This is a genomic window from Burkholderia sp. Bp9031 (assembly GCF_003857965.1).
GTDB lineage: Bacteria > Pseudomonadota > Gammaproteobacteria > Burkholderiales > Burkholderiaceae > Burkholderia > Burkholderia ambifaria_A.
This window is the reverse complement of the sequence record NZ_QTPW01000039.1, coordinates 19,484-44,636: the sequence shown is the minus strand read 5'-3', so window position 1 is coordinate 44,636 and position 25,153 is coordinate 19,484. Positions and strand designations below refer to the sequence as shown.

General features: G+C 65.3%; 23 protein-coding genes and 1 pseudogene. 7 read left to right on the top strand and 17 right to left on the bottom strand.

The window, feature by feature from the left end; translation table 11 throughout:
• Nucleotides 1-277: 277 nt before the first annotated feature.
• The 9 genes and pseudogenes from DIE15_RS32520 to DIE15_RS32480 form a co-directional block, all read right to left on the bottom strand.
• A complete protein-coding gene (locus tag DIE15_RS32520) occupies nucleotides 278-1,738 on the bottom strand; it encodes an NAD-dependent succinate-semialdehyde dehydrogenase (protein WP_124835444.1) in 1,461 nt (486 codons plus the stop codon).
• A 194-nt stretch (nucleotides 1,739-1,932) separates the two neighbouring features.
• Entirely contained in the window at nucleotides 1,933-2,640 is a 708-nt protein-coding gene (locus tag DIE15_RS32515) for a GntR family transcriptional regulator (RefSeq protein WP_124835443.1), read from the bottom strand.
• A gap of 11 nt (nucleotides 2,641-2,651) precedes the next feature.
• Nucleotides 2,652-3,758, bottom strand: coding sequence for an ABC transporter ATP-binding protein (locus tag DIE15_RS32510; protein WP_057927328.1), 1,107 nt, complete (start codon nucleotides 3,756-3,758; stop codon nucleotides 2,652-2,654).
• An 11-nt stretch (nucleotides 3,759-3,769) separates the two neighbouring features.
• Nucleotides 3,770-4,570 (bottom strand): ABC transporter permease, encoded by an 801-nt coding sequence (locus tag DIE15_RS32505; protein ID WP_057927329.1) that lies wholly within the window; start codon nucleotides 4,568-4,570, stop codon nucleotides 3,770-3,772.
• A gap of 1 nt (nucleotide 4,571) precedes the next feature.
• The gene (locus DIE15_RS32500) at nucleotides 4,572-5,456 is read right to left on the bottom strand and encodes an ABC transporter permease (protein ID WP_057927330.1); all 885 of its coding nucleotides are present in this window, start codon (nucleotides 5,454-5,456) and stop codon (nucleotides 4,572-4,574) included.
• 142 nt (nucleotides 5,457-5,598) lie between these two features.
• Nucleotides 5,599-6,639, bottom strand: coding sequence for an ABC transporter substrate-binding protein (locus DIE15_RS32495; RefSeq protein ID WP_057927331.1), 1,041 nt, complete (start codon nucleotides 6,637-6,639; stop codon nucleotides 5,599-5,601).
• Nucleotides 6,640-6,821: 182 nt separating this feature from the next.
• Nucleotides 6,822-7,253: pseudogene (locus DIE15_RS32490) on the bottom strand (flavin reductase); the annotation flags it as partial.
• A gap of 259 nt (nucleotides 7,254-7,512) precedes the next feature.
• Nucleotides 7,513-8,202 (bottom strand): GntR family transcriptional regulator, encoded by a 690-nt coding sequence (locus DIE15_RS32485; RefSeq protein ID WP_124835442.1) that lies wholly within the window; start codon nucleotides 8,200-8,202, stop codon nucleotides 7,513-7,515.
• A gap of 135 nt (nucleotides 8,203-8,337) precedes the next feature.
• Nucleotides 8,338-8,628 (bottom strand): DUF1330 domain-containing protein, encoded by a 291-nt coding sequence (locus DIE15_RS32480; protein WP_124835441.1) that lies wholly within the window; start codon nucleotides 8,626-8,628, stop codon nucleotides 8,338-8,340.
• Between the two features lie 110 nt (nucleotides 8,629-8,738).
• Between DIE15_RS32480 and DIE15_RS32475 the strand changes: the two genes are divergently transcribed.
• The 7 genes from DIE15_RS32475 (at nucleotide 8,739) to DIE15_RS32445 (ending at nucleotide 15,535) form a co-directional block, all read left to right on the top strand.
• Nucleotides 8,739-9,341, top strand: coding sequence for an amino acid synthesis family protein (locus tag DIE15_RS32475; RefSeq protein WP_057927334.1), 603 nt, complete (start codon nucleotides 8,739-8,741; stop codon nucleotides 9,339-9,341).
• Nucleotides 9,310-10,128 carry an alpha/beta fold hydrolase gene (locus DIE15_RS32470; protein ID WP_124835440.1) on the top strand — a complete coding sequence of 273 codons (819 nt, stop codon included), beginning with the start codon at nucleotides 9,310-9,312 and terminating at the stop codon, nucleotides 10,126-10,128. The genes DIE15_RS32475 and DIE15_RS32470 overlap by 32 nt, the downstream gene beginning before the upstream one ends.
• A gap of 1 nt (nucleotide 10,129) precedes the next feature.
• The gene (locus DIE15_RS32465) at nucleotides 10,130-11,065 is read left to right on the top strand and encodes a flavin reductase (protein WP_124835439.1); all 936 of its coding nucleotides are present in this window, start codon (nucleotides 10,130-10,132) and stop codon (nucleotides 11,063-11,065) included.
• A gap of 11 nt (nucleotides 11,066-11,076) precedes the next feature.
• Nucleotides 11,077-12,114, top strand: a complete 1,038-nt coding sequence (locus DIE15_RS32460; RefSeq protein ID WP_124835438.1) for an LLM class flavin-dependent oxidoreductase — start codon at nucleotides 11,077-11,079, stop codon at nucleotides 12,112-12,114.
• Between the two features lie 12 nt (nucleotides 12,115-12,126).
• On the top strand, nucleotides 12,127-13,596 hold the full coding sequence (locus tag DIE15_RS32455) for an aldehyde dehydrogenase (RefSeq protein ID WP_124835437.1): 1,470 nt from the start codon (nucleotides 12,127-12,129) through the stop codon (nucleotides 13,594-13,596).
• Between the two features lie 121 nt (nucleotides 13,597-13,717).
• Entirely contained in the window at nucleotides 13,718-15,130 is a 1,413-nt protein-coding gene (locus DIE15_RS32450) for a cytosine permease (protein WP_057927339.1), read from the top strand.
• A 15-nt stretch (nucleotides 15,131-15,145) separates the two neighbouring features.
• Nucleotides 15,146-15,535, top strand: coding sequence for a carboxymuconolactone decarboxylase family protein (locus tag DIE15_RS32445; protein WP_059516993.1), 390 nt, complete (start codon nucleotides 15,146-15,148; stop codon nucleotides 15,533-15,535).
• Between the two features lie 145 nt (nucleotides 15,536-15,680).
• Here DIE15_RS32445 and DIE15_RS32440 read toward each other — a convergent pair whose 3' ends face one another.
• The 8 genes from DIE15_RS32440 to DIE15_RS32405 all read right to left on the bottom strand — a co-directional run bounded on the left by DIE15_RS32440 (nucleotide 15,681) and on the right by DIE15_RS32405 (nucleotide 25,149).
• Complete coding sequence (locus DIE15_RS32440; RefSeq protein ID WP_124835436.1) at nucleotides 15,681-16,730, bottom strand: porin; 1,050 nt, start codon at nucleotides 16,728-16,730, stop codon at nucleotides 15,681-15,683.
• A gap of 225 nt (nucleotides 16,731-16,955) precedes the next feature.
• Nucleotides 16,956-17,900 carry a glycine betaine/L-proline ABC transporter ATP-binding protein gene (locus tag DIE15_RS32435; RefSeq protein WP_124835435.1) on the bottom strand — a complete coding sequence of 315 codons (945 nt, stop codon included), beginning with the start codon at nucleotides 17,898-17,900 and terminating at the stop codon, nucleotides 16,956-16,958.
• Between the two features lie 4 nt (nucleotides 17,901-17,904).
• Entirely contained in the window at nucleotides 17,905-18,768 is an 864-nt protein-coding gene (locus DIE15_RS32430) for a proline/glycine betaine ABC transporter permease (protein ID WP_124835434.1), read from the bottom strand.
• 129 nt (nucleotides 18,769-18,897) lie between these two features.
• Nucleotides 18,898-19,962, bottom strand: a complete 1,065-nt coding sequence (locus DIE15_RS32425) for a glycine betaine ABC transporter substrate-binding protein (RefSeq protein WP_124835433.1) — start codon at nucleotides 19,960-19,962, stop codon at nucleotides 18,898-18,900.
• 127 nt (nucleotides 19,963-20,089) lie between these two features.
• Nucleotides 20,090-21,328, bottom strand: coding sequence for an aromatic ring-hydroxylating dioxygenase subunit alpha (locus tag DIE15_RS32420; protein ID WP_221624184.1), 1,239 nt, complete (start codon nucleotides 21,326-21,328; stop codon nucleotides 20,090-20,092).
• A 745-nt stretch (nucleotides 21,329-22,073) separates the two neighbouring features.
• Complete coding sequence (locus DIE15_RS32415; protein ID WP_185734584.1) at nucleotides 22,074-23,345, bottom strand: MFS transporter; 1,272 nt, start codon at nucleotides 23,343-23,345, stop codon at nucleotides 22,074-22,076.
• A 96-nt stretch (nucleotides 23,346-23,441) separates the two neighbouring features.
• Nucleotides 23,442-24,830: an FAD-dependent oxidoreductase gene (locus DIE15_RS32410; protein WP_260428402.1), complete on the bottom strand. Its 1,389-nt coding sequence runs from the start codon at nucleotides 24,828-24,830 to the stop codon at nucleotides 23,442-23,444.
• The gene (locus DIE15_RS32405) at nucleotides 24,811-25,149 is read right to left on the bottom strand and encodes a hypothetical protein (RefSeq protein WP_124835430.1); all 339 of its coding nucleotides are present in this window, start codon (nucleotides 25,147-25,149) and stop codon (nucleotides 24,811-24,813) included. The genes DIE15_RS32410 and DIE15_RS32405 overlap by 20 nt, the downstream gene beginning before the upstream one ends.
• Nucleotides 25,150-25,153 lie beyond the last annotated feature (4 nt).

Sequence of the window (25,153 nt, the reverse complement as noted above, 5' to 3'; positions counted from 1 at the left end):
CCCTCGACACCGCCTCTCCAGGCCGCGGGGGCAGTGTCGCAGTGTCGGCATGCGCCCCCGTCCTCTCACCCGATTCTTCGGAGAACGATGGTCCTTGCAACGATCGATCCTTCCGCTTCCTACCTGATGGATCGTGCCCGCGCAGCGCCTCCCGGATTTCGTTCCGTGACTGCCGGTAGCCCACCAGCACCGCCGTACCCGCGCCGTACGGCCCGCGCCCCGGCGCCAGCTTGACCATCATGCCGGCGTGGCCCCTCTCAGGCGAACGAACCGACGATCAAACCGCCATGCACAGGTACTTGATGACGAGGTAATCATCGATGCCGTAGTGCGACCCTTCGCGGCCGAGCCCCGACTGCTTCACGCCGCCGAACGGCGCGACCTCGTTCGAAATGAGGCCCGTATTGATGCCGACCATCCCGTATTCGAGCTGCTCGGCCACCCGCCAGACACGCCCGATGTCGCGGCTGTAGAAGTACGCGGCGAGCCCGAACTCGGTGTCGTTGGCGAGTGTCACCACCTCGTCGTCGCTCGAGAAGCGGAATAGCGGCGCGAGCGGCCCGAACGTCTCCTCTCTCGCCACATCCATCTGCGCGGTGGCATTCAGCAGCACCGTAGGCTCGAAGAAGCCGTGCCCGAGCGCATGCCGCTTGCCGCCCGTGGCGAGCGTCGCACCCTTGCCGACGGCGTCCGCGATATGCGCTTCGACCTTGCCGACCGCCGCATCGTTGATCAGCGGCCCGAGCGTCACGCCGCCTTCGGTGCCGTGTCCCACCTTCAGGCCTTGCACCGCCGCCACCAGCTTCTCGGCGAACGCGTCGTACACCCGGTCGTGCACGTAGAAACGATTGGTGCACACGCAGGTCTGGCCGTTGTTGCGATACTTCGAAGCAATCGCACCTTCGACGGCGGCATCGAGATCGGCATCGTCGAACACGATGAACGGTGCGTTCCCGCCGAGTTCGAGCGTCACCTTCTTCACGGTGGGCGCGCTTTGCGCCATCAGCAGCCGCCCCACGCCGGTCGAACCGGTAAACGACAGCTTGCGCACGATCGGGCTACCCGTCATCGCGCCGCCGATCGCCTTCGGGTCGCCGGTGACGATGTTGAGCACGCCGTTCGGCACCCCGGCGCGCTCGGCAAGCACCGCCAGCGCGAGCGCCGAGAACGGCGTCGCCTCGGCCGGCTTCACGACGATCGGGCAGCCGGCCGCGAGCGCCGGCCCGACCTTGCGCGTGATCATTGCGTTCGGGAAATTCCACGGCGTGATCGCCGCGCACACGCCCACGGGCTCCTTGACGACCACGAGCCGTTTGTCCGACGCGGGCGTCGCGAGCGTGTCGCCGGCCACGCGCTTGCCCTCTGCGGCGAACCATTCGATGAACGAGGCCCCGTAGACGATTTCTCCCTTCGCCTCGGCAAGCGGCTTGCCCTGCTCGGCCGTGAGGATCAGCGCGAGATCGTCGGCATGCTCGATCATGAGCGCGTACCAGCGGCGCAGGATACGCGCGCGCTCCTTCGCCGTCGTTGCCCGCCACGCCGGCCATGCCGCATTCGCGGCGTCGATCGCGCGCGACGTCTCTGCCGCGCCCATCAGCGGAACGCTGCCAAGCGTTGCGCCCGTCGCCGGGTCGAGCACGTCCAATTGCCCGCCCGAGTCGGCCTCGCACCATTGCCCGTCGATATAAGCCTGATGACGCAGGAGCGCCGGATCCTTCAACAGCGTTTTCAATTCCACGTTCGTTCCTTCCGGGATAAAAATGCATCAGGCGGCCCGGTGACAACCCGGGCCGCGAATACCGAAAATTTCAAATGGCGGCCGGCAGCGAAGCCGCAATGCGCAGGCGTCCACGTCTCGCTCTTCGCCGTCCTGCTTCTCATTTCGCAATGCCAAGCAGCGTCGACAAGAACGCCGCCGCGAAGCAAGACGCACTACCCCGCCTGACGCCACGACGCACTTTCGTGGCCATGAGCCAGCAGCTTGCGCGCGATCTCCGCCACCCGGTGCACGTGTGCGATGGCGGCCTCGCGCGCCGCCGCGCCGTTGCCCGTCGCGATGCCCGCGAGAATCTCGCGCATTTCCTCGACCGCCTGGTGGCCGCGATCGTCGGAAGCGATCGTCAGCGCACGCAATCGATTGATCCGCGCGATCAGCGTCTGCACGATCTCCCACGCGACGTGCTTTTCCCCGGCGCTGAACATGCGTTCATAGAATGCCGACGTGAGCGCCTTCACCGCCGCATGATCCTGTACGTCGAACGCTTGCTGGATCTGGTCGATGCACGCGGCCAGAGCGGCGACGAGCGGCTCGTCGGCATGCTGCGCGCAGGCCATCGCCGCCTCGCCTTCCAGCAGCGCACGTATTTCGTAGATCTCGGCCGCCGTGTCGAAATCAAGGATCGCGACGATCGGCCCCTGGTTCGGGATCGACGCGACCAGCCCTTCCGTTTCCAGATGCCGCAGGACCTCGCGCACGACGGTTCGGCTCACGCCCAGGATCTCGCATAGCGAGCGCTCGACCAGCCGCTCGCCCGGCTGGAAGTGCGCATCCAAGATCGCGTTGCGCATTTTCTCGAGCGCGAGCTCGCGCAGCGTGGCGGTGGGCCGCTGGACTTTCAGGGACGGCAGTGCGGGACGCATGGCGGCCGCCGTCAGGCTTGCGCGAACAGGCGCACGTCGCGCGCGTCCCAGTCGACGAGCGCCTGCGCACCGATCACGATGCCGTTGTCGTGCCGGTGTGCGGCCGGCATGCGGATCGAGATTTCCTGCTGCCACGGCGTCGCCACCGCGTAGTGCATCGCATCGCCGAGATAGGTGACGTCGCGCACGGTCACCGGCAGGCCTGCCGTGCCGCTCGATCCATGCGAACCGCTGGCGCGCTGCAGCGAGCTGATGCGCATCTGTTCCGGGCGGATCATCAGCGCGCCTTCGTCGCCGGCGGCAAGCGTCGGATGGAACATGTCGGACGTCGTCTCGAGGCCGTTGGGAAACACGCCGCCCATGCGGCCATCGCCGTGCTTCGTCACCTTGACCGGCAGAAAATTCGAATTGCCGATGAAGCTCGCGACGAAGCGCGACGCCGGGTTCGCATAGAGCTCCTCGCCGGTGCCGACCTGCTCGATGCGGCCCTGGTTGAACACGGCGATGCGGTCCGACAGGCGCAGCGCCTCCTCCTGGTCGTGCGTGACGTACAGGATCGTCACACCCGTTTCCTGGTGAATGCGGCGCAGCTCCAGCTGGATTTCCTCGCGCAGCTTCTTGTCGAGCGCGGAGAGCGGCTCGTCCATCAGCAGCACCGGCGGATCGTAGGCGAGCGCACGCGCGATGGCGACGCGCTGCTGCTGCCCGCCGGAGAGCTGCGCGGGCATTCGGTCGCGGCACTCGGACAGATGCACGAGTTTCAGCATCTGCTCCACCTTCGCGCGGATTTCGGCTTCTGGCCGGCGGCGCACCCGCAGCGGGAACGCGACGTTCTCGCCCACGGTGAGATGCGGGAACAGCGTATAGCGCTGAAACACCATCCCGATGTTGCGCTGGTTCGGCGCGACCGACAGCAGCGACTTGCCGTCGAGCAGCACGCGGCCGTCGGTCGGCTCCTGAAAGCCCGCGACGATATAGAGCGTGGTGCTCTTGCCCGAACCCGACGGTCCGAGGAAGGTCATGAATTCGCCCTTGCGTACGTCGAGCGACACCTGGTCGATCGCGACGACATCGTCGTAGGTCTTGCGCAGGCGCTGGATTTGCAGGAATGCAGTCATGGCGTGTTACCTCAGTTAGCGCGTGCGCGGCGCACGACGGCGCCCGCCAGCATCAATACGGTCGTCAGTCCGACGAGCAGCGACGACGCGGCCGCGACGACGGGTGTCAGGTCCTGCCGCAGCGTCGCCCAGATCCGCACCGGCAGCGTTTGCAGCGTCGGGCTCGACATGAAGATCGACACCACGACTTCGTCCCACGACGCGAGGAACGCGAAGATCGCCGCGGCGAACAGGCCGAGCCGGATCGCGGGAAGCGTGACGCGCAGCTTCACCGTGAGCGGCGACGCGCCGCAGATCAGCGCCGCATCTTCCAGCGCCGTGTCGAAGCTCACGAGCGAGTTGCTGATCGAAATGATCGAGAACGGCAACGCGATGATCAGGTGGCCGATCACGAAGCCGGTCATCGTGCCGTTCAGGCCGATGCGCAAAAAGAATGCATAGAGCGCGACGGCGAGCACGACGACGGGCAGCACCATCGGCGTGAGGAAGAAGCCCCGCACGGCCTCGCGGCCGCGAAACCTGCCGCGCACGAGCGCCAGTGACGCGAGGAACCCGATCGCGACGGACAGCGCCGTGACGATCACCGCCAGCTTCGCGCTGGTCAGCAGCGAGTCGATCCAGCCCGCATCGGTGAACAGCTGCCGGTACCATTCGAGCGTCCAGCCCGGCGGCGGAAAGATGAGCCACTGCGAATCGCCGAACGACAGCGCGACGATGAAGAAGATCGGCAACAGCAGGAACAGTGCAACGGCCGCGCCCACGGCCACGAGGATCCAGCGCAGCGCGCCCAGGCGATCGAAATCGAGCAACATGTCAGCGGCCTCCGGTGGTGGCGCGCGCGCTGCCGGTGAAGCGCAACTGCAACGCATAGAGCGCGAGCGTCACGGCGAGCAGCACGAAGGCCGCGGCGCCGGCGAGGCCCCAGTTCAGCAGTTCCTGCACGAGCTGCGCGATCAGTTCCGCGAGCATCATGTAGGACGGGCCGCCCAGCAGCGCGGGCGTGACGAAGTAGCCGAGCGCCATCACGAACACCATCAGCGCACCGGAGGCCACACCCGGCATCGCGAGCGGCACGAGGATGCGCCAGAACGCCTGCCAGCGGCTCGCGCCGCACACCGCGGCGGCACGCAGCGTCGACGGGTCGATGCCGCGTAGCGTGGCGTGCAGCGGCATCACGAGGAACGGCAGCATGATGTAGGTCATGCCGATCGTCACGCCGGTCAGGTTGTTCACGAGCGACAGCGGCTCGTGAATCACGCCGATCGCCATCAGCGCGCGGTTGATCGGCCCGGTCCCCTGCAGCAGCACCATCCATGCGAACGTCCGCGCGAGCAGGTTGGTCCACATCGACAGCAGCAGGATCGCGAACAGCACGGCACTGAGCTTGCGCGGCGCGATGGCGAGCAGCCACGCCATCGGAAAGCCGACCAGCAGCGTGACGAGCGTCACGACCGTGGCCACGAGAAACGTATTGCCGAACACGCGCACATACGTCGTCGAGCCGAGCAGCTGCGCGTAGTTGTGCAGCCCGGGCGTCGGCTCGAGCACGCTGCGCAACAGCAGCGACAGCACCGGCAGCAGGAAGAAAATCACGAGCAGCAGCATCGCGGGCGTCAGCAGCCGCATGCTGCGCCAGTCGCGCCGCTTGCGCGCTTTCGCCGCGGGCGGATGCGCGACGGTACTCAATACGTTTGGCATGGTGTCTCCTTTATCGGCCAGGGTCGGTGCTTCAGCGTCCGTTACCCCTGGCCCCATGCAGATGCGTTGCTCAACCGGACCGTTTGGATCCGGTTCGGGATCCTGAACGGAACGCGTGCCGATACCCAGTTTCCAGGCCTGCTTACTTCGACTGCCACGCGTACCAGCGCTTCGCGATCGCGTCGCGGTTCTCGGCCCAGTACTTCATGTCGAGATTGATCTGCGAGGTCTTGTACTGGTCGGGCAGCGTCTTGGCGATCGCCGGCGGCATCAGCGCGGCAGACTTCACGTTGATCGGCGCATAGCCGGTGTCGGCCGCGAATTTCGCCTGGGCCTGCGCGCTCGTCGCGGCGGCCAGGAACTTCATCGCCGCGTCGCGATGCTTCGCGCCCTTCGGGATCACGAGCATGTCGGCGGCGGTCAGGTTCTGGTTCCACGACATGCCGACCGGCACGCCGGTCTGCGCGAGCGCATGCAGGCGGCCGTTCCAGAACATGCCGACCGGCGCTTCGCCCGACGCGAGCAGCTGCTGCGACTGCGCGCCGCCGCTCCACCAGACGATGTCGCCCTTGATCGAGTCGAGCTTCCTGAACGCGCGGTCGAGGTCGAGCGGATACAGCTTGTTGGGCGCGACGCCGTCGGCGAGCAGCGCGATCTCGAGCACGCCAGGCGCCGACCACTTGTAGAACGTGCGCTTGCCCGGGAAGCGCTTGGTATCGAACAGGTCCGCCCAGTTTTGCGGCTGCGCGCCCGTGTACTTCGCCTTGTTGTAGCCGAGCACGAACGAGTAATAGAAGCTGCCGACCGCGGAAGGCGTCGCGAAGCGCGGGTCGAGCTCGGCCTTCTTCACCACCGAATAGTCGATCGGCTCGATCAGCCCGGCCTTTTCCGCGGCGTAGGCAAAGTCGCCTTCGACGTCGACCACGTCCCAGCTCACGTTGCCGCTGTCGACCATCGCCTTGAGCTTGCCGTAATCGGTCGGCCCGTCCATCAGCACGTTGATGCCGCTCGCCTGCGTGAACGGCTGCGCCCAGTCCTTCTGTTGCGACGACTGGGTCGTGCCGCCCCAGCTCGTGAACACGATCGGGTCCGCGGCCAGCGCGGGCGCGGCGCACAGCGCGACCAACGGGGCGATACAGGCGAGGCGCGATGCTGCGAAACGCGGGATGCTTCTGCTGCTCATGGTCTCTCTCCAGGGGGAAACGGTTGCGGCTCGCGGCCACCGGGGCGGCAGCCATTCGAATACGCGTGTTCAGGCCGGCAGCGCCCGCCGCGCCGGCTTCTCGATCTTGTTGTTCGTCGCTGTGCCGCGATCGCGATGGCACGGGGGCAACCCGCGCGGCACGTCGGTTTTGTCCGGCGCCGTCAGTGCGCGAGCGCGAGCGGCTGCACCGTGCCGGCTTCCGTATCGCCGACATAGATGCCGTACGCGTCCTGCCGGCGTTCGCGCACGTAGCGTTCGAGCATCGCGCGCACGGCGGTGTCGGCGATCTCGTCCCACGGCACCTGCCAGAGCGGCACGATGCGGATGCTGCTGTCGAACCATGGCGAACCGGTGGGAATCACGCGGCCGCGGTAATAGATATGGACGCCCGGCTCGCGCTCGCCGGCCGATTCGAATACGGCGAACAGGAAGTCGAGATGCGCGTTGAGGCCGAGCTTCGCGAGCACGCCGCGCAGGCTCGCCGCGTCGCTCGCCGGATCGAGCCGGATGCCGGTCGGCAAGCGCAGGCCTTGCGGCGTATCGACGAGCACGAGCCCGTCGCGATGTTCGAGAATCGCGCCCACCTGCGCGCGGCGGAATCCGAGCGTGTCGAATACCTGTTGCCGCGCGGTTGGTCCGGTCATCGACTCAGTCATGGCGTGCTCCCGTGGTCACTGCGTTACTCGATGAGATTATGGTATGCCATCTTATGGACTACAACAATGAACATCGTATTATGGAATACCATGAGTTGAACCCGTCGAATCGACAGACAAAACAAAAGGCCGCCGGTGTGATGCCGGCGGCCTTTGCTGTTCAATCGTGCGTTTCGATCCCGCGCCCGGAATTCCGTCAGTTGTCGGTGACCGCCTCGTCCTGTTGCTGCGCGAGCGCCGACAGCGCCAGCTCGGAAACCCGCTTGATGTGCGCGGCGGACGCCGCCGAAGCCGCATCGCCGTCACGCCGCTCGATCGCGTCGAGCAGGCGGTTCATCTCGGTGTTCGAGTCGCCGCCGCGGCCCGGCATCGCGATGGTCAACGCGCGCAACCGGTTGATGCGCGCGTTGAGCGTCTTGACGACCGTCAGCGACACCTGCTTCCCGGCGGCTTCGAACAGCGCTTCATAGAAGCGCTCGGTGTACTCGAGCACACGCGGCAGTTCCTGCTTCTCGAACGCATCTTCGATCGTCGCGCGGATCTCGCGCAGCTGCTGCACGACTTCGGGTGTCGCGCCCTCGGCGCAGGCACGCGCGGCATTGGCTTCGAGCAGGCCGCGCAATTCGTAGATCTCGCCGACTTGCGCCGGATCGAGCCGCGCGACCACCGGCCCTTGCCGCGACACGGTCTCGACCAGCCCTTCGGTCTCCAGATGTCGGAGCACCTCGCGCACCACCGTGCGGCTGACGCCGAGTTCATCGCACAGCGTGCGCTCGACGAGCCGCGCGCCGGGACGGAAATAGCCCTGCACGATCGCACCGCGCAGTTTGTCCAGCGTCAGTTCGCGCAAAGTCTTGGCATTGCGGTCGATTTTGAGGTCTTGCATGGGTGGCACTCTGAAAACGGGTGGGCGGCCTGCACCCGGCGATGCGCCGGGCACAGACATGGAATGCCATATTATGACCGAACTGTCAGCGGGCTTTCCATCCCGCCCGCCGCACACCCGCCGTCAACCGCGCGTTCAGCCCTCCAGGCCCTCGACGATCGATATCTGCGCGCGGCAATGTCCATCGCGTTTCGCCTTCGCCGCCTGGTATTCGGGCGAGTGATAGCACGCGAGCGCCGTCCGCATATCCGGGAAGCGGATCACGACGTGGCGCTCGAACGATTCCCCCTCCAGCACCTCCGATGCGCCACCGCGCGCCAGGAACACCGCGCCGAACTTCTTGAACGCCTGCGGCGCGAGGTCCGTGTAGTCCTTGTATCTCACAGGGTCCAGCACCTGCACGTGGGCAATCCAGTACGCACTCATTTTTCGCCTCCAGATTCGGGAAATTCCCGGACACGGGTTAACACTCATGGCATGCCGTAACATGGTATACCACAATGAATCCCACAATCAACGCACGAAAGGAAGGTGCCATGAGCCTGATTCGGAAATCCGTCCTCCATGTCGAGACGCTCTATGTGGATGGTGACAAGGTCGCTGCCAAACCGCTGAAGATGATCGGGGCGGTCGCCGTGATCAAGAACCCGTGGGCAGGCCGCGGGTACGTGGAGGATCTGTCGCCGGAGATCCGCGCGCTGGCGCCGCAGCTCAGCGAACACCTGACGAAGATGATCCTCGACGAAGCCGGCTCCGGCGACGCGGTCGAGGCGTTCGGCAAGAGCGCGATCGTCGGCCTCGACGGTGAAATCGAGCATGCATCCGCGCTGATCCACACGCTGCACTTCGGCAACACCTATCGCACGGCGGTGGGCGCCAAGTCGTACCTCGCGTTCAACAACACGCGCGGCCCGGCCAATGCGCCGCTCCTCATTCCGATGATGGACAAGAACGACGAAGGCCGCCGCTCGCACTACCTGACGCTCCAGTTCGCGATTCCGGACGCACCGGCCGCCGACGAACTGGTCATCGCCATCGGCGCCGCCACCGCCGGCCGTCCGCATCACCGCATCGGCGACCGCTACAAAGATCTCGCAGAGCTCGGAAATGACGTCAAGAACCCTGCCGCTGTCAAATAAGCGCGTCGCCCACTATCTCGACCAGGGCGCCGGCGAACCGCTGGTGCTGATTCACGGCGTCGGCATGCAGGCGAGCGCGTGGTATCCGCAGATCGACGACCTGTCGCGCGATTTCCGCGTGATCTCCGTCGACATGCCGGGCCACGGCATGAGCGATGCGCTCGACACCGGCGCCGACCTGCAGCAGTTCGTGCAATGGGCGATCGAATTCATCGAGGCGCTGCAGGTCGGCCCGGTCAACCTGGCCGGCCACTCGATGGGCTCGCTGATCGCCGCCGGCGTCGCGGTGACGCGGCCCGATCTGGTCAAGCGCGTGGCAGTCCTGAACGGGGTGTACCGCCGCACCGAAGAGGCGCGTGAAGCCGTCCTGCAACGCGCCGCCGAACTGCGCTCGGGCACCATCGACGTCGATACGCCGCTGCGGCGCTGGTTCAACGCGGAGGAAGCGCAGCAGGCCGCCGCGCGGAAGGTGCAAGCATGGCTGCAATCCGTCGACCTGGCCGGCTACGCCACCGCGTACACCGCGTTCGCGAAGGGCGACGACGTGTATGCCGACGGCTGGCACCGGATCGCCTGCCCGGCGCTCGTGCTGACCGGATCGGACGACCCGAATTCGACGCCCGAGATGGCCCGGCAGATGGCGCAGGCCGCGCATGACGGCCGGGCCGTCGTGATCGAGAACGAGCGCCACATGGTGAACCTGACCGCGCCCGAGCAAGTCAATCGCGCGCTGCGTGCCTGGTTGCAAGCCGTGCCGCAGGCGGAAACCCTGAAATCGGAAGTGTGACATGAGCCAAGCAACCCGCCAGGAAGTCCCGACGATCAACACCCGCGAGCTGCGCGATGCGTTCGGCGCGTTCATGACCGGCGTGACGATCGTCACCACCGCGCGCGACGACGGCCAGCCGCTCGGCTTCACCGCGAACTCGTTCTCGTCCGTGTCGCTCGACCCCGCGCTGCTGCTCGTCAGCATCGCGAAGACGTCGAGCAATTTCCAGACGTTTTCCACCACGGGCCACTTCGCGATCAACATCCTCGCGGAAGGGCAAAAGGACCTGTCGAACACCTTCGCGCGGCCGAGCGACGATCGCTTCGCGCAGGTCGGCTGGCACCTGAGCGCGCATCGCAACCCGCTGATCGACGACGTCAGCGCGTGGTTCGACTGCACGACGCACGCGGTGATCGATGCGGGCGATCACGCGCTCATCATCGGCAAGGTCGAGGCGTTCCATTCCGCCGGCTACGCGGGGCTCGGCTATTACCGCGGCGGCTATTTCACGCCGGCGAAGCTGTCGGCCGAAGTGATCGCCGGCCCGAAGGTGATCGTGAGCGCGATCATCACGCGCGACGACAAGGTGCTCCTGGTGAAGACGGCCGACGGCAAGTGGGCGCTGCCGACGAAGGAGATCGGCAACGAAGGCGCCGACAAGGCGCTCGCCGAACTCTTCCGGCAGTACCAGCCGGACGCATCGGCAAGCTTCATCTATTCGGTCTACAACAATACCGAGACGCACTACCAGTACATCTCGTTCCTCTGCAGCGCACCGGACGAAGCGGCGGTCGCCGGCGAATTCGTGAGCCTCGAGCACATCGAGGCCGGCGCGTTCCAGGACAGCGCACTCGCCAGCATGCTCGAACGCTATCGCAGGGAGAGCCAGTTGAAGAGTTACGGCCTGTACTTCGGCGATCACAGCACCGGCACCGTCCGCCCGCTTCTTTCCTGAAAGGTCACATCATGCGTTTTTCGCTTTTCGTCCACATGGAGCGCGTCTCCGACCAGACCAGCCAAAAGCAGCTGTACGACGAGATGGTCGAGCTCTGCCAGATCGCCGATCGCGGCGGCATGCACGCCGTCTGGACCGGCGAGCACCACGGCATGGACTTCACGATCGCGCCGAACCCGTTCATCAACCTCGCCGATCTGGCCAACAAGACGAAGCGCGTGCGGCTGGGCACCGGCACGGTCGTCGCGCCGTTCTGGCACCCGATCAAGCTGGCCGGCGAAGCCGCGATGACCGACATCATCTCGGGCGGCCGCCTGGAACTCGGGATCGCGCGCGGCGCATACTCGTTCGAATACGAGCGCCTGATGCCGGGCCTCGACGCATGGGGTGCGGGCCAGCGCATGCGCGAACTCATTCCCGCGGTGAAGAAGCTGTGGGAAGGCGATTACGCGCACGACGGCGAGTTCTGGCAATTCCCGGCAACGACGTCGTCGCCGCTGCCGCTGCAGCAACCGCATCCGCCGATCTGGGTGGCCGCGCGCGATCCGAACAGCCACGAGTTCGCGGTCGCGAACGGCTGCAACGTGCAGGTCACGCCGCTGCACCTCGGCGACGAGGAAGTCGAAAAGCTGGTCGGCCACTTCAACGCCGCGTGCGAGAAATTCAGCGACTTGCCGCGCCCGAAGATCATGCTGCTGCGTCACACCTACGTGGCGAGCAGCGAGGACGACGCGCAAGTAGCCGCCGACGAAGTCAACGTGTTCTACAACTACTTCGGCGCGTGGTTCAAGAACGAGCGCCCGGTCAGCCGCGGGATGATCAAGCCGCTGAGCCGCGACGAAATCGCCGCGCACCCGTTCTACACGCCGGAAGCCATGCGCAGGAACAACGTCATCGGCACGCCCGCGGAAGTCATTGCGCGCCTGAAGACGTACGAGGCGCTCGGCTTCGACGAATACTCGTTCTGGATCGATACCGGCATGAGCTTCGAGCGCAAGAAAGCTTCGCTCGAGCGGATGATCCACGACGTGATGCCCGCGTTTCAATGAGGTGCTGATGCCATGACCGTGCCTTTTCAGCTGTATATCGACGGGCAGTTCGAACCCGGTGCCGCGACTTTCGGCAGCATCAATCCGGCAACCGGCGCCGTATGGGCGCAGATGCCGGAAGCGCGCACCGACGAGGTCAACCGCGCGGTGGCGGCGGCCGGCCGCGCATTGACCGATCCGGCCTGGGCGGGACTGTCTGCATCAGCGCGCGGCAAGCTGCTGTACAGGCTCGCCGATCTCGTCGAACGAGCCGCGCCGCGACTCGCTGAAATCGAAACCAGCGACACCGGCAAGATCATCCGGGAAACGTCGAGCCAGATCGCCTATGTCGCGGAGTACTACCGGTACTACGCCGGCATCGCCGACAAGCTCGAAGGCAGCAGCATCCCCGTCGACAAGCCCGACATGCAGGTGTGGCTCGAGCGTCAGCCCGTCGGCGTGGTCGCCGCGATCGTACCCTGGAACAGCCAGCTGTTCCTGTCCGCGGTCAAGGTCGGCCCGGCCCTCGCGGCCGGCTGCACGGTGGTGCTCAAGGCGTCCGAGGAAGCGCCGGGGCCGTTGCTGGCGTTCGCGCGGCTCGTGCACGAGGCGGGATTCCCGCCGGGCGTCGTCAACGTCATCACCGGCTTCGGCCCGGAATGCGGCGCGGTGCTGAGCGGCCATCCGGGCGTGGACAAGGTCGCGTTCACCGGCGGCCCCGAGACCGCGCGCCACATCGTGCGGAACACGGCCGGCAATCTCGCGAAGGTGTCGCTGGAGCTCGGCGGAAAGTCGCCGTTCATCGTGTTCGCCGATACCGACATCCAGAGCGCGGTGAATGCACAGGTCGCCGCGATCTTCGCGGCGAGCGGCCAGAGCTGCGTCGCGGGTTCGCGCTTGCTGATCGAGGCTTCCGTCAAGGAGCAATTCCTTTCCCTGCTGGTCGAGCGCGTGTCGCGCATTCGCGTGGGGTTGCCCAACGAGCGGGAAACGGAGTACGGCCCGCTGTGCACCGAGCGCCAGCTTCGCAACATCGAGGCGGTCGTCGAGCGCTCGGTGCGCCAGGGCGCAAAGGTACTCACGGGCGGAAAGCAGCTGGCGCGCGACGGCTATTACTACGCGCCGACGATCCTCGACTGCACCGGCGTCGAGCATGCCGACAGCATCACGACGGAACTGTTCGGCCCGGTGCTGTCGGTCGACACGTTCGAATCCGAGCAGGAAGCGATCGAAAAAGCCAACAGCACGGCCTACGGTCTCGCCGCCGGCATCTTCACGACCAACCTCACGCGCGCCCACCGCGTGTCGAAGCGCGTGCGCTCGGGCATCGTGTGGATCAACACCTATCGGGCCGTGTCGCCGCTCGTGCCGTTCGGCGGCTTCGGCCTGTCCGGGCACGGCCGTGAAGGCGGCCTGAGCGCCGCGCTCGAATACACGACGACCAAGTCCGTGTGGCTGCGTACGTCGGACGAGCCGATCAGCGACCCGTTCGTGATGCGTTGAGCGAAAACGCATTCGCCTGCAGTATCGATTCAAAGCCGCAGAAGCCATGTCGTGCCATGCCGCGCCGCGCCAGCGAGCCCGTGCGGCGCGGCATGGCCCCGGCAATAAAAATGGAGACAGCATGACAAAGCAGGAAAGCGACGGCAGCGTTCTCGCCATCGAAAGCAACTCGATCGAGTATGTTGCCCCGGAGGCGCGGCACGGCAAGCCGGCCGACCTCTTCACCCTGTGGTTCTGCACCAACGTCGCACCGCTTGCCGTGATCTCGGGCGCCACGTCGGTGCTGGTGTTCCACCTCGACCTGGTGAGCGCGATTCTCGCGATCGCGGCCGGGCAATGCTTCGGCGCGATCTTCCACGCGCTCACCTCCGCGCAGGGGCCGCTCGTCGGCGTGCCGCAGATGATCCAGAGCCGCGCGCAGTTCGGCCGGTACGGGTCGCTGCTGGTGGTGGGGTTCACCACGCTGATCTACCTCGGCTTCTTCGTGTCGAACATCATTCTCGCGGGCAAGACGCTGCACACGGCAGCGCCCGCGGTGCCCGTGCCGGTCGCGACCGTCATCGGCGCGGTGCTCGCGACGCTGGTCGGCGTGATCGGCTGCCACTTCATTCATCGCTTCAACAAGGTCGGCGCGTGGTTCATGGGCGGCGCGCTGCTGATCGGCATCGCGCTGATGGCGCCGGGCCTCGATGCACGGATCTTCCAGCAGGGTCATTTCGATCTCGCGAACTGGTTCGCGATGTTCGGGCTGTGCGCGGTGTGGCAGATCAGCTTCGCGCCCTATACGTCCGATTATTCGCGCTACCTGCCGGCCTCCACCGGATTCGGCAAGACCTTCGCGTACACGTATTTCGGCACGTCGCTCGGCACGATCTTCGCGTTCCTGTTCGGCGTGCTCGCCGTCAGCACCGGGCATTCGACCGACGCGATGCAGGCGATCCGCGAGCAGACCGGCGCGTTCGGCTACGTGCTGATCTTCCTGTTCCTCGTCAACATCATCGGCCACAACGGGATGAACCTGTATGGCGCGGTGCTGTCGTTCATCACCGCCGCGCAGACGTTCCGCCCGCGCTGGGTGCCCGGGCGCAACGTGCGCGTCGTCGTGTCGGCGGTGCTGCTGGTGGCGTCGACCGCGACCGCGTTATGGGCGTCGAGCAACTTCATCTCGATCTTCCTCGGCGCGATCTTCGCGTTGCGCATCGTGCTGGCGCCGTGGATCGCGATCAACCTGATCGACTTCTACCTCATCAACAACCGGCACTACCGCGTCGCGGAAATCATCAGCAACAATGGCGGCGCTTACGGGTCGTTCAACGTCAAGGCGATCGCGATCTACGTGTTCGGCATCGCGGTCCAGGTGCCGTTCATGGAAGAAAGCTTCTTCCACGGCCCGTGGGCGTCGATTCTCGGTGGCGCGGACGTGTCGTGGATGGTGGGCCTCGTCGCCACCGCGCTGGCGTGCTACCTGTTCGCATCGAAGGACGGTGCGCGCTCGCGCGGCCGGTGTCCGGCGGGCGCCGGGGCTTTGGATTAACAAAGGAGATCAATCATGAATGAAGACGACGCGCTGTTTCAGAAAGGCTTGCCGATCCGCCGGGAAGTGCTCGGCCCGGAGTACGTCGATGCATCGATGGAGAAAGCCGACGCCTTCATGATGGCGTTCCAGCGCGCGACCACGGCCTGGGCGTGGGGCTGGGCATGGGGCGACGACACGCTCGACCGCAAGACGCGCAGCCTGCTCAACCTCGCGATGCTGACCGCCGGCGGCCATACCAACGAACTCAAGCTGCACGTGAAGGGTGCGCTGAACAACGGCGTGAGCGTCGACGAGATCAAGGCGACGCTGCTGCATGCAACCGCTTATTCGGGCATCCCGCATGGGCTCAGCGCGTTCAAGGCCGCGCATGAGGTGCTGGTGGCCGAGGGGGCGTTGAAGTAACGGAAATACGCGATCTGGCAGCGCGGCGAACCGGCGCAACGGAGGCTGCGCTCGGGCACGCGTCGCTCGACACGCGCCAACGCGCTCCGCCAGCGGGCTATCCAGCGGCGCGATCGGCTGTCTGATCGCGCCCGGTCTCCCGTACTCAGAACTTGTGTCGAATCGCGACACGTACCGCGGTCTGCACGTTCGTGTTCGACGACGCCCCCAATGCCGCCTCGGCCTGCGTACCGAATCCATGGTCGTGCGCCAACGTCCCGACGAGATAAACGTCGGTGCGCTTCGACAGGAAGTAATCGGCGCTCAGTATGAGCTGGTTCGCGCTCCCGACATCGTTGTTGCGCGCCTGATACTGCAACCCGCCTGCAAGCGACAACGCAGGGGTCAGCTGATAGCTGGCGCCGCCTTCGACCGTTGTCGCACGGGCCTTGGTCCCGCTCGACAGCCGCACGTCGGTGACATAGCCGAACACGCGCGCCTTGCCAATGTTGTACGCGGCACCCGCCGCGTATTCGACGGAATTGGCGGAAGGCGTCACGTTGTGGATCGACATGTACGCGAGTGCCGCACTGAGCGGACCGTTGGCATAGCTCACGTAGAAGTTGCTGGAGCTGTTCTGCCCCAGCGACCCTGCCACATTGCCGAAGCCGTACATGGCGCCGAACGTGAAGCCGCCGATAACGGGCGACTCGTACTTGACCGCGTTGTTGACCAGATCGCCCCACACGTGGTTATCGAGCGCGTAACCACTGGACGCATACGTCGGCAGGCTCCAGCCCAGCAGCCCGGCCGGCGTATTGGCGGCGATCGCATAGGCGGGAAAATAGTAGCCGATGAAGTCGTACTGGCGACCGAGCGTCACCGTGCCCCAGTTCCCGGTCAAGCCGACGAACGATTGCAGGCCGAACTCCGCGCCTCCGCCCAGCAACTTGCCGGTGCCAACGTCGAACGAACTTTCGAGGGTAAAGATCGCCTTCGTCCCGCCGCCCAGGTCTTCGGTGCCGCGCATCCCCCATCGGCTCGATTGGGCCACCCCGGACTGGAACTGAAGCGATGTCCCTTTTCCGGATGAATCGTTGACGTGATTGGTGTAGGTCACGCCGGCGTCGATCAGGCCGTACAGCGTGACGGACGATTGCGCGCATGCCGCCCCGCAGATCAAAGTGGAAGATACCGCAAGCATCGTCTTTTTCATTATGGACTCCTCTATTGTCGAGTGATAAAACCGAACTTTCAGAACGCTCGTCGACTCACCGGAATGCGGCTGGCGGTCGCGACAATCGCGGCCGCCGCCCTGCTGAACACCTGCACTGTCGCCACGCGTCAGCGCCACCCCGCCTCCGATACGATTTCAGCCTTGACCGTCTTCAAGGCCTCCGCGCATACGCCAACGACTGCGCATCGCTTGACCGCAGCAACATCAACTTGCTTCCACGAAACGTCGCACGTAGTCGTTCGCCGGCGCGCTGCGGATCTCGTCCGGCGTTCCGACCTGGATGACCACACCGTCCTTCATGATCGCGATCCGCGAGCCGATCTTCATCGCTTCGTCGAGATCGTGCGTGATGAACACGATCGTGCGTTTCAGCTCGGCCTGCATCTCCAGCAGGATGTCCTGCATTTCGCTGCGAATCAGTGGGTCGAGTGCGCTGAATGCCTCGTCCATCAGCAGCACGTCGGGCTCGGACACGAGCGCCCTCGCCAGCCCGACGCGTTGTCGCATCCCGCCAGAAAGCTCGTCCGGGTATTTGCGCTCGTATCCCTTGAGCCCGAGCCGACCGTTGATCCAGTCCCGCGCCACGTTGTCGGACTCCGCTTTCGCGTCGCCGCGGATCCAGCGGCCGAACACCACGTTCTCGAGCACGGTCTTGTGCGGCAGCAATGCGAAGCTCTGGAACACCATGCCGATGTGATGGCGCCGCATCTCGCGCAGCGCGCGTGATCCGAGCCGCAGGACGTCGGTGCCGCGAAACAGCAGTTCGCCGGAATTCGGCTCGATCAGGCGGTTGAAGTGACGCACGAGCGTCGATTTCCCGGATCCCGACAAGCCCATGATTACGAAGATCTCGCCTTCGCGAATCGACAGCGACACGTCGCGCACGGCAACGTTGCAACCGGTCTGGTGCAGGATGTCGTCCTTCGGCATGCCGGTCCGGGCCATGGCAAGCGCCTCGTCGACGCGGCGCCGGTGAGGGCTGAACACCTTGTACAGGTGACGCAACTCGAGAATCGGCACATCGGCTGCCCCGCCGACAGTAACCGGGGAGGTTTCAGGTTCGTGCCGCTTCGACCGGAGCCCGGTGGAGACACCACCCGATTCCGCGTCGAGCGACGTACCCGTATTGCAAAGCGTGGAAGGTTTCATTTGATCAGGTCCGTGCATGGCGGCGGGCGCGCTTGCCCACGCCGAAAGACTGGGTAATGCGGTCGAACACGATCGCGAGAATGACGATGGCGGCGCCGGCCAGGATGCCCTGCCCCATGTCGAGATTGTTGATACCGGAAAGCACGTCCTCGCCGAGCCCGCGGGCGCCGATCATCGACGCGATCACGACCATCGCGAGCGACATCATCACGGCCTGGTTGACGCCCGCCATGATCGACGGCATCGCGAGCGGCAATTCGACCGCGACGAGCTGCTGCCACGAGGTCGCGCCGAAGGAACGCGCCGCTTCGACGACATCCTCCGGAACCTGACGCAGGCCCAGGTCGGTCAGCCGGATCAGCGGCGGGAGCGCGTAGATCATCGTGGCGAAGATCGCCGGCACGCGACCGAGCCCGAACAGCATCACGACCGGAATCAGGTACACGAACGACGGAAGCGTCTGCATCATGTCGAGCACGGGATTGAACACCCGTGCGAGGAACGGGCTGCGCGAAATCGCGATGCCCGACGGAATGCCGACGATCGTCGTCAGGATCAGCGCCGTCAACATGACCGCGCAGGTTGCCATCAGCTTGTCCCACAGCCCGAGACAGCCGATCACGTAGGTCATTGCCATCAGCAGCACCGCCAGACCGATCCGGCGGGCGCCGATCCAGGCAATCACGCCGATGGCGGCGATGACCGCGAGCGGCGGCGTCGCCTTGAGAAGCGCTTCCACCGGATTCAGTGCGTACAGCAGCAATACCGCACTGACGTGATGAAACACGTCGCCGTAACGCGCGACGACCCCGGTAAAAAACTGGTTGATCGCATCGCCCAGGTCGAGCGAATAAAAGATGCCGTTCACTGCAGTTCCTTTACGTTTCAGACTTGGCCCACGGACGGGCAGCGGTCGGGGCGTCGTGCACGCGTCGCCACGACTGTCCCCGGGCGGAGTTCAACTACGCCGTATCGCACATCGCAGCGGCGCTGTGCTTCACTTCAGGCTGGCTGCGACCTTCTGCGCGGCCGCGGCCGGCACCCATTGGGCGACAAGCGACGGGTTGGCCTTCAGGAAGTCCACCGCGGCCTGGCGCGGCTGCACCTTCTCGGTCGCCATGCGGGCAATGGTGGTGTTCAACGCGCCGGTCGAAAACTGCACCTTCTCGAAGAGCGACATCAACGCCGGGTCGGAATCGGCCACCGAATTCGACACGACGACGCGCAGCGAGGTCGGCGGCGACGCGGAGCCGCACGGATTCGGATCCTTGCTGCCGTTGATGGTCTTCCAGCAGGCAGCGTTGTAGGCAGGCTCGTCGAGCTTGACCGCACGGAAACGGCCGAGGATGGTCGACGGTTCCCAGTAGTAGAACAGGATCGGCTTGCCGCGCGTAAAGGCCGATTCGACCGCGGCGTCGAGCGCCGGACCGGAGCCGGGATGGAAATCCGTGTAGGCGGCACCGATCTTGTAGGCCTTCATTTTCTGTTCGGTATCGGACTCGCACTGCCAGCCGATCGGGCAGTTGTACAAGCGGCCGCGCGACGGATCTTCCGGATCGGCGAATACCGATTTGTACCGCGGCAAATCCGCGACGCTCTTCAGGTCGGGCGCAAGCGGCTTGATTCCTCGCGCGGGGTCGCCCTTGATCACATACTCCGGCACGTAGTAGCCCTCGACGCTGCCGCCGTTGACGAGCGAGCCCACGATCCTGACCCGCCCGTCCTGTACTGCCTTCTCGTACGCCGGCGTACGTCCGGCCCAGTACTCGACCATCACGTTCAGGTCGCCCGTCGTGATGGCCTGCAACGCGATCGCGTTCGTGGCCGTCATCAGCTCCGTCTTGCAGCCGTAGCCCTTCTCGAGCACATAGCGAACCACTTCGGTCATGAATTTCGCGCTGTCCCATCCCATTTCCGCGAACTTGACCGGTTTGGCTGCCGAGCACCATGACGACTGCGTCGTGTCGGCTGCATGCGCGGGCGCGCACAGCCATGCTGCTGCACTGACGCTGCATGCGGCAAGCGTACGTACCGCGTTGATCTGGAAAATTCGTTTGAACATGTCTCACTCCGCACGATGATTGATCTGGATGACCGGCTTCGCGATACCGCCAGCGGCGCGGCCGGGAAACGCTCACTGCTGGTTGTCTAGCGCCGCTCGAGGCGGATCGACAAATTCACCGTCGACCTCACGCGGCCTGGACCGGAAACGTCGGGCGCGACCGTGCGAGACCGTCGCGCATCGCATCGAGATACCAGTCGATGAAGGCCACCACGCCACTCTCGACGAGCGGCGAATACTGGCCCGGCTCGTAACCGCGGGAATTGATGCCGAGCTGGTTCGTCTCGACCAGTCGCTGATCCTGGGCGTTGGTCGCTTTCCATACTTTCGTCAGCGTGTCGAGGTCGTAGTCGACGCCTTCGACCGCGTCTTCGTGCACGAGCCATTTCGTCGTGACCTGCGTCTCGCGCGGCCCCAGCGGCAACAGCCGGAATGCGATCGCGTGATCGCCGAGCGCGTGATTCCACGTATTCGGGAACCGCAGCAAACGCAGCGAGCCGACGTCCTGCTCGGGGAGCGTGCCCATCACCCGGGCGCTCGCCGGTTCGCCCGACATCGTGAACGACAGGCCGCGCTCCATTGCCGCCCGGATCAACCGGTATTCGGGCGCCTCCTCGACGGGCGCATAGGGCAATCCGGCCGCCGCCCAGCGCGCTTCGTCGCGTGCGGTCTTCTCGGCAAACACGACGCCGTCGCTTCCGTAGCGCGGATCGGTCGGCCCGTCGTACTCGGAAATCGTCCGCAGCAGCTCCGGGTGGTTCGCGGCGCAGTGATAGCACTCTCGGTTGTTCTCGATCACGAGTTTCCAGTTGCCCTTCTCGACGATGGTCGATTCGAACGCGACCTTGGCATGATCGAGGCCGTGCGGCGCAAGATACGGCGTGACGCGCCGGCTGAACGACGAAAAGTCGTGCGGCTGCTCGGCGAGGCTGATGAAGATGTAGCCGGCCACGAGCTCGCACGCGACGGGCTTCAACGCATGCCGGGACGCGTCGAACGATTCGCCCATGTTGCCGGCGAACGCAAGCCGGCCGTCGAGTCCGTAGGTCCACTGGTGATACGAGCAGGTGAGCATCCGCGAGGATCCGCGCTCTCCCGCGCAGATGCGCGAGCCGCGATGCCGGCAAGTGTTGTAGAACGCGCGGATCGCACCGTCGCGGTCACGCACGACGACGATCGACGTTTCGCCGACCATCAGCGTGAACCAGTCGCCCGGGCGCTTGATCTCGCACGACAAGCCGGCGAACAACCAGTGGCGCTCCCAGATCAACGCCATGTCGGCGGCGAACAGTTCGTCATCCTTGTAAAATGCCTGCGGTAGCGGGCGACCGGGCACACATGCCGCCAGCTGCGATTTGAGCTTCATTGAATCGAACATTGAACGTCCCGTGCTTCAGTCGTTGCGTGTCGCCGTTGCCGGCGACACGGCGACACCGGTGTGTCGTCGAGGTGATTTCATGACGACATAAACGACTCGACAAATCACTATTTCTGGTTCGATGCATGACAATTCACATGCAAATATCGTCAGACCACGCAGAGCCTTTTGCATCAAGGAAAACGCTTGAACAGCGCTGCACCTGTCGATGGCGGACGATGACACCGCGTAGGTGTTAGTCCTTAAACTGCGATGCCGCTTTTTAACCCGCACGTTCATCGATCGCCAGCGGCTGGCGACGCATTTCTCGATCGGATATCGGCGAACCGGCGCGTCGCGAGCGATGCATGCGCTGCGACATCAATGGCGAAATGCTGCGTGACGGAGGTGTGTTACAGGGAGTCGGCCGCGCGGAGTCAGACGACCACGCATGTCGTTGAATGCATCGCGGGAACAGGATGCTTGCGGGTCGATGCACGATCACGAAGGGAATGGCCTGCACACCGGTCTGCGCCGGATGCGAAATCGCGCGCCATTCGCTGCGCACGAAGCAAAACGCGACGGGACTCCAAATGGAATCGCGTCGCGTGGCGGGAAATGGAAGCGCCCGTGGAACATGCGCCGCGCAAGGCGTCGTAGCGGGCGAACGAGCAAGCCCGTGCGCATGCCCCGCGGGAACCCGGCCAGGTGCCGGGTGCGAGCCCGAGGTATGTCGGACTCGACGAATCAGGAATCAGGAACCGCGCACGGACGCGCCCTGGACCGTCTCGGCAGACCGGTCGGCCTCGCCGGCGCGCATGTGGCGCGCCGCCAGATAGAAGTGCCACGCCGCCCAGAGGCCGGTCAGCGATACCAGCACGAGGACATACCGAAGCGACTCGGCGGGGTTCGAGACATGCGGCGCAATCGCATCCGAAAGAAACCCGACCGCTTGCGGCGCAATGACGAGATTCGCGACGTTCGTGACGAACACGATGATCCCGACGACCTGGCCGCGCATCGCCGCTGGCGTGAGATTCTGGGCCATCGACGCGGACGGGCCGATATACACGTAGATCGTCGGGACGAACACCCACAGCATCAGATGGGTCAGATGAAGCGACGACGACGCGTACGCGATGAACGAAGGTACGGTTGCCAGCGCGGTCACGAGCGCGACGAGCCGCGCCTGCGCAAAGCTCGACGCCGCGCGCGGCCGGCTCAACACCAGCGCGGTGCCGAGCATTGCGAGACCACCGCCGATACCGTGGATCGCGCCGAGGATCTCGCCGGCATCGCCGACACCGAGATGAAAACTGCGGACGAGGAACGACGGCGTCCACCAGACGAGCCCCCAGCCCCAGAAGGTCAGAACGGTCGTCCCGGCGATGGCGTGGAACAGCGCCTTGCAGTCGCGGATATGACGCAAGGTTTCCCGGAGACCCGCGCGGTTCGCCGCGCTTTCCGGCTTGTCGAACACGCCGCGCCGCGGCTCGCGGAAGCCGAGCATCAGGACCGCGGCCAGCGGGAGCCCGAGGCACCCGAAGACCAGCAGGACGGCGCGCCACCCGTGCTGCTCGGCGATCCAGCCGCCGCCCGCGGACCCCATCAGCGCGCCCACTGCCGCCCCGACGGAAAAGAGGCTCATGGCCGTCCCGCGCATCGACGGAGAGAACTTGTCCGCCAGCAGCGAGACCGCGCAGGGCATGCAGCCGGCCTCGCCAATCCCGACGCCGATCCGCGACAGGAAGAACGTGAGCGCTGTGCTGCTCGCGCCGCACAAGACCGTGAAGCCCGACCAGACCGCCAGCGCAACGCTGATCATCCGCTTGCGATTGACGCGGTCCGCGAGCAAGCCGAGCGGCAGGCTCAGCGTCACGTAGAACAGCGCGATGGCCGTGCCGGTCATGAAACCGACTTCGCTGTCGCTCAGCCCGAATTCATGCTTGATGGGTTCGATCAGGGTCGACACCACATAACGGTCCGCAATGTTGACCGTATAGACCAGCGTAAGCAGAAACAGCACCCACCATTTCGTGGCGCTCGCTTCGCTTGTGGTCGGTGCTGCTTGATACTGTGTCTCGCTCTTCATGTCTGTCTGATTGTCTCGTTCTCGGGTCTGCTACTTCTCGCTGCGGCCCATCCATTTCTGGGCCGCGAGGTAACTCCTCACGCCGACGTCCAGGAACGGCCGCCGCGGCAGCAGGTCCGGCGAACCCAGGGCCAGCATGTCGCCAATCAGCGGATGCCCCGTATCGCAGGCCAGCTCAGCGACGAGCGCCCCGGCCGTCGTTTGCTTGGCGATGCCCACGCCGTTGCAGTTGACCGCTGCATACACGTTGTTCGACAGTTGCCCCCAGCCGGGCGCGCCGTTCTGGCTCAACGAAAGGTAACCTGCCCAAAAATGCTCGAGCGACACGTGCTCCAGCATCGGAAAACGGGTCTTGAACAGGACCTGGTGCGTGCGCTGCATGCGCTCGCGCAGCGATGCCGGGCAGCGCAAGGTTGGCGCAAACTGGAACCCGTACCGGAACAGGATGCGGAAGTCCTGCGTATACCTCAACGTGGCGCCCGCGATCCCGTGCGCCGGCGTAATGCCCCAGTCGAGCGTGCCGCCGAGCCGGGCTCGTTCTTCCGGCGTCAGCGGCCGCGACAGGCTCGCAAACAGGACGAACGGCAACAGCTGCCTGTCGAAATACCCGAAGCGATTGATGAACGCGTTGTTGGTGAGCACCACGGTTCGTGCGGTCAGCCGTTTGCCATTGCGCAAGGTCGCCACGACGGACGACCCGGACTCGATGTCGAGCACCGGCGAATGCTCGAACAGCTGCACGTTCGCCGGCAGCGAATCGGCCAGCCCGCGCGACAGCGCGGCCGGATTCAGCAGACGGGTGCCCGGGGTGTAGATCGCGGAATCGTAGTAGCGCGTTCCCAGCCGCGCGTGAAGTGCGTCCCCGCGCAGGATTTCGTAGGGCTCGCCCAGCGCATCGAGCTCGGCGGCCGTTGCGCCCAGCAGCGTGCGGGAGATGTCGGGGGACACCGCGCAGTCGTATCGTCCTCGTTTGCTCCACTGGCAATCGATCCCGTGCACACGGACCAGCTCGTCGAGCGTATCGATCCCGTAGCGGCTCAACCGCATGTGTCGATGCCCCTTCTCCGTGTTGCCGGGATCGTGGTCATTGTTGTGCGGAAGGTCGATCGCGAACCCGGCGTTCCGGCCATGCGCGCCCTCCCCGACTGCCTGTGCGTCGACGAGTGCGATGGTGTGGGACGGGTTCAGGATCGCCAGCCGTCGGGCGGCCGACAGGCCCGCATAGCCGGCACCGACCACCAGCCAGTCGAAGCTCGCCGACTGCCGCGCCGGTTCACGGGGAACGCGCGGCGGCAGGATCGCCGACCAGCCGTTCGTGTTGTCGTCGGCGGGAAGCCATTTCTCTGAAGATGCTGAAGCGTTCATGCTGCAATCCGTTTCGAGGGTACGCGCGAGGGCATCAGGCGGCCGTGACGACAAAGAAGAATTCGGCGTCGCGGCCGGAATACGTGACGACCGAGCCGCGGCTGAGCGACAGCACGTCGCCGGCCCGGGCAACCCGCTGTCTGCCGTCGCAGGTCACGCCGAGCGTCCCGGCGAGCACGTGAATCACCTCGTCGTAGTCGAGCGTCTTGGCGGGCGTCTCGCCCGCCATCAACCGGCCGAAACCGGACGCAAGCGAGTTACCGGTTGAGCGCACGGCCCAGGCGATGCCGCCACCGCCGTCTTCCGCGCCGCTACGGATTTCCCACACAGCATCCTCGGCACGCGTCAGCGCCGTCGTTGCAGAATCGGTCATATGC

Bases quoted from the DNA above. Each gene is read 5' to 3' on its own strand.
- DIE15_RS32515 (WP_124835443.1), bottom strand. From the start codon at position 2,640: ATGCGTCCCGCACTGCCGTCCCTGAAAGTCCAGCGGCCCACCGCCACG.
- DIE15_RS32510 (WP_057927328.1), bottom strand. From the start codon at position 3,758: ATGACTGCATTCCTGCAAATCCAGCGCCTGCGCAAGACCTACGACGAT.
- DIE15_RS32505 (WP_057927329.1), bottom strand. From the start codon at position 4,570: ATGTTGCTCGATTTCGATCGCCTGGGCGCGCTGCGCTGGATCCTCGTG.
- DIE15_RS32500 (WP_057927330.1), bottom strand. From the start codon at position 5,456: ATGCCAAACGTATTGAGTACCGTCGCGCATCCGCCCGCGGCGAAAGCG.
- DIE15_RS32495 (WP_057927331.1), bottom strand. From the start codon at position 6,639: ATGAGCAGCAGAAGCATCCCGCGTTTCGCAGCATCGCGCCTCGCCTGT.
- DIE15_RS32485 (WP_124835442.1), bottom strand. From the start codon at position 8,202: ATGCAAGACCTCAAAATCGACCGCAATGCCAAGACTTTGCGCGAACTG.
- DIE15_RS32480 (WP_124835441.1), bottom strand. From the start codon at position 8,628: ATGAGTGCGTACTGGATTGCCCACGTGCAGGTGCTGGACCCTGTGAGA.
- DIE15_RS32475 (WP_057927334.1), top strand. From the start codon at position 8,739: ATGAGCCTGATTCGGAAATCCGTCCTCCATGTCGAGACGCTCTATGTG.
- DIE15_RS32470 (WP_124835440.1), top strand. From the start codon at position 9,310: ATGACGTCAAGAACCCTGCCGCTGTCAAATAAGCGCGTCGCCCACTAT.
- DIE15_RS32465 (WP_124835439.1), top strand. From the start codon at position 10,130: ATGAGCCAAGCAACCCGCCAGGAAGTCCCGACGATCAACACCCGCGAG.
- DIE15_RS32460 (WP_124835438.1), top strand. From the start codon at position 11,077: ATGCGTTTTTCGCTTTTCGTCCACATGGAGCGCGTCTCCGACCAGACC.
- DIE15_RS32455 (WP_124835437.1), top strand. From the start codon at position 12,127: ATGACCGTGCCTTTTCAGCTGTATATCGACGGGCAGTTCGAACCCGGT.
- DIE15_RS32450 (WP_057927339.1), top strand. From the start codon at position 13,718: ATGACAAAGCAGGAAAGCGACGGCAGCGTTCTCGCCATCGAAAGCAAC.
- DIE15_RS32445 (WP_059516993.1), top strand. From the start codon at position 15,146: ATGAATGAAGACGACGCGCTGTTTCAGAAAGGCTTGCCGATCCGCCGG.
- DIE15_RS32440 (WP_124835436.1), bottom strand. From the start codon at position 16,730: ATGAAAAAGACGATGCTTGCGGTATCTTCCACTTTGATCTGCGGGGCG.
- DIE15_RS32435 (WP_124835435.1), bottom strand. From the start codon at position 17,900: ATGAAACCTTCCACGCTTTGCAATACGGGTACGTCGCTCGACGCGGAA.
- DIE15_RS32425 (WP_124835433.1), bottom strand. From the start codon at position 19,962: ATGTTCAAACGAATTTTCCAGATCAACGCGGTACGTACGCTTGCCGCA.
- DIE15_RS32420 (WP_221624184.1), bottom strand. From the start codon at position 21,328: ATGAAGCTCAAATCGCAGCTGGCGGCATGTGTGCCCGGTCGCCCGCTA.
- DIE15_RS32405 (WP_124835430.1), bottom strand. From the start codon at position 25,149: ATGACCGATTCTGCAACGACGGCGCTGACGCGTGCCGAGGATGCTGTG.